We start from the raw sequence: 3,375 nt of genomic DNA on the forward strand, positions 1-3,375 counted from the left end.
GCCGATCAGCGCGGCGCCGTTGCTACGGCGATCGGCACAGCGCTGGTGTCACAGACAGAAAAGGAGCATCACAGCATGAAGGTAGTGGTCTTCGGCGGGAGCGGCCTCATCGGCGACGGCTTCCTCCAGGAGAGCCTGCTGGCCTCCGACGTCACCGAGGTCGTCGCCGTCGGACGGACGCCGTTGAACGTGACCCACCCGAGGCTGCGTCAGGTCCTGCACGCCGACTTTCTCGACTTCACCGCGATCACCGACGAGCTGAGCGGGGCGGACGCCTGCTTCTGGGGTCTCGGGGTCTCCTCCGCCGGTCTGAGCCCGCAGGACTACGAACGCATCACTTACGACTACACGCAAGCCGCGGCGCGCACTCTCGCGGCCCTCAATCCGGCGCTGACGTTCGTCTTTGTCTCCGGTGGCGGCACCGACAGCACCGAACGGGGCCGCAGCCGCTGGGCCCGGGTCAAGGGCCGCACCGAGAACGCGGTCATCGCCGCTTTCCCCAACGGGTACGCACTGCGTCCCGGATTCGTCCGACCCTCCCACGCCCGACGGTCCAAGACAGCCGCCTACCGGTGTGCCAACACCGTCGTCACCCCGCTCGTCCCGCTGCTGCGGCTCCTTCGGCTCTCACCGGTCCTCATGACCAGCACCGCGCAGCTCGGCCAGGTCGCGCTGCACCTCGCCCGGCACGGCTACTCCCGACACGTTCTGGAGAACCGCGACATCGTCACCGTGGCGACGATGGCAGACAAGCGTGGATGACAGCAGGCTCCGTGAGTCGACGGGGGCGACTAGCGGGTGCCGTCAGCGGTGGACTTCGCCGCACAGCTGCACGCCTGACGGTCTCGGCGCAGACGCATCAGGTGCCGGGCAGCGATACCGGTGTTCCGAACCGCACGGGCACGCCAGGCGCGTACAGCACGCTGACCGGGGCCTCCTCCGGCCTTGACAGGCCCGCGGCTGCGATGAGTGAGTCGTCCCAGCCGAGCAGGGAGCAGCGGCGGAAGGACCACTCGGGGTGCGTGTTGGGAAGGTAGTAGGAGTGTCCGAACGCATGTCCGTGCAGTCCCCAGCGGTTCGTGAGGAACTCCTCGACAGGGTCCGGAGCCACGGGGGCGCTGTCCACGGCGAGCCATACGCGAGCCCCAGCGGTCGATGGTCCGCGGCGGCTGGTCCGGTACAGCAAGCGGTTGTCGAACCACCGGCTCTGGATGCGGGACCACCGGTACGGGAGCCGGAAGGACGCGTCGGCGAGCAGGACGGGCACCAGTCGGTCGCATTCCAGCGAGCGGAACACCACTCCGCGGCGCCCCAGCGCGTCCCGGCTGTAGAGGCGGACGTTGACCTCGTCGAAGGATCCGAAATAGGGGATCGCCGGGGTGCCGCCCACGGCGAGATCGCGCATGCGGAAGAAGACCAGGCCGACGTACGTGCGGCCGTTGTGAAGGTCGGGGACGGTGCCGGGCGGCAGAAGCCCGGCCACCTGGAAGGGGTCCGCGGGCCAGTGCAGGAACACCAGGTCGCGCCAGTTCTGCCGGAACAGCGTCCGCCGCGATTCGCGCGGGGCGCGAGAGGTGACGGGCTCCACGGGGTGCAGGGTCCGGTGGTGGGGGCGGGGCGGTCCAGGATCGGGCACGGTTCCTCCTCGGCCGACCGCCTACCGTTCGATGTCGAGCGGGGCGTCACGGCCCGGCTTCACCAGACGGGCATCGGCCGAGAGCGCGGTGACGATCGCGTCCACCGCCTCGGCGACGGGCAGTCCCGTCGGCAGCACGGGAGGTGTTCCGAGGACGGCGCGGCCGGCGAATCCCGTCTCCACATGGGGCAGACGGATCTCCAGCACCGTGACCCCGGACCCCCGCTGCTCGCGCCGGACGCCTCGAAGCCATGTGGCGAGTGCCGCTTTCGACGCGGAGTAGTCGGCCATTCCCGCCGGGGGCGAGTCGACGACCACGCCCGTGATCGCCGCGATCACTCCGCCCGGCCCGACGACGGGAAGGGCGGCTCGCAGGAACGCCATGGGGGCCAGCGCGTTGACGGTGAACAGGTGCTCGGCCACGGCGTCGTCGACCGACTCGGCCGGTCCGAAGGCGGCGGTGCCGACGCAGACGACGACGCCGTCCAGTCCGCCGAGTTCGCCCGCGGCCCAGGTCACAGTGCGTCCGCACTGATCGAGGTCGTAAGCGTCGAAAGCGCGGGCGGGGGCGTCTCCGCAAGCCCGGGCCACGCGGGCGAGGCCTGCCTGGTCGCGGCCCGCAACGGCCACAGCGACTCCCTGTTCGTGCAGCCGCAGAGCCAGGGCGGCGCCCAGGGCTCCCGTTGCGCCGGGAACCAGGATTCCCCTGCGACTGATGGGCATGCCGTACCTCCCGTGCCCCGGACAGCTCCGAGGCCATTGGGTGACTCGCCTCTCTTTTCGGCAGGTGATCGATCCCTGGATGCGGCAGTGGACCAGTCAGGGGCAACACGCGCAGACGGCGGACCTGCTCCTTCGGTAGGTGGCCAAGCCCCGCCGCTGAGAACGCGCGGTTCTCCTGAGCATCCGCGGAGGCCACAGAGCTGGAAACAAGTGCGTGAAGCATCCCAAAGGGTGCGCTGATCCGTGGCAAGAGGAGAATCAATGATCGTCAAGAAGCTGCACGATGCGGGCGTCGAGAGTGAACACGCCTACGCCGCGGCCTTTGCCTCCATCGGCCTTTCGCTCGTCTCCTGGCTGGCCTCCAACAAGCAGGAGAACCTGGAGCGGGCGGACCGCTGGGGCATCTTCGTGGGGGAATGGGCACCCACCTTCTTCGCCCTCGGGCTGGCGCTGGCCAACTACGAGGAGAACGATTCCACGGAGGCCGAGCGCTGATCGGCCATGGAGACGAGCTCGGTGACGGAACTGCTCAGCAGCGATATCCAGGATGCTCCGGTCGAGCGGCGCCTGGAACCGGGCATGCCGCCGGCATGGGACGAGCTGGGGCTGCCGTCCATGTCGGCGTTGCTCGTCGAATCGCTGAGCCAACGCGGAAGCCGCTCTTACGAAGCGGTGTGCCAGTGGCCTCGATGGCACGCGCTGAACGAGCGCGCGCTCGCGGTGACGCATCATCCCCTGCTCATGGCAGAGTCGACCCGTCAGCTCGCGGCCGTCCTGGAGCTGTCGTATCTCCAAGGCGCAGACGCCGACCGGCTCCAGCCCGTCTCGGTGTGCCTTGGAGTGGACCCGAGAACACAACCGATTGAGAGCGGCGTCGCGTCGCACGTGCTGGTCCACGTCACGGTCAGCGATCTCGTCGTACGCGTGGGTGCTGTCGCCGCGTACCGCCTGACTGCCGAGTTCTTCGACGCGGGCACGTACTTCGGCACCTGCGGCATGACGCTGGCTCACCCTTC

4 protein-coding genes and 1 pseudogene are annotated in these 3,375 nt (G+C 69.2%); 3 read left to right on the forward strand and 2 right to left on the reverse strand.

The genetic code is table 11. From position 1 onward, the window contains the following. Positions 1 to 75 precede the first annotated feature (75 nt). The gene (locus tag ACWEBX_RS38280; protein ID WP_451889336.1) at positions 76 to 762 is read left to right on the forward strand and encodes an epimerase; all 687 of its coding nucleotides are present in this window, start codon (positions 76 to 78) and stop codon (positions 760 to 762) included. 97 nt (positions 763 to 859) lie between these two features. Here the strand turns inward: ACWEBX_RS38280 and ACWEBX_RS38285 are convergent, their stop codons facing one another. Both ACWEBX_RS38285 and ACWEBX_RS38290 read right to left on the reverse strand, forming a co-directional pair. Then, positions 860 to 1,636: a YqjF family protein gene (locus ACWEBX_RS38285; protein ID WP_451889337.1), complete on the reverse strand. Its 777-nt coding sequence runs from the start codon at positions 1,634 to 1,636 to the stop codon at positions 860 to 862. 21 nt (positions 1,637 to 1,657) lie between these two features. Further along, entirely contained in the window at positions 1,658 to 2,359 is a 702-nt protein-coding gene (locus ACWEBX_RS38290) for an SDR family NAD(P)-dependent oxidoreductase (protein ID WP_451889338.1), read from the reverse strand. A 261-nt stretch (positions 2,360 to 2,620) separates the two neighbouring features. Here ACWEBX_RS38290 and ACWEBX_RS38295 point away from each other — a divergent pair, with 261 nt between their 5' ends. Next, positions 2,621 to 2,854 (forward strand): hypothetical protein, encoded by a 234-nt coding sequence (locus tag ACWEBX_RS38295; protein ID WP_451889339.1) that lies wholly within the window; start codon positions 2,621 to 2,623, stop codon positions 2,852 to 2,854. A 21-nt stretch (positions 2,855 to 2,875) separates the two neighbouring features. Then, positions 2,876 to 3,375, forward strand: a pseudogene (locus ACWEBX_RS38300) (hypothetical protein); the annotation flags it as partial.

The sequence above is a fragment of the Streptomyces sp. NPDC005070 genome, from assembly GCF_053600395.1.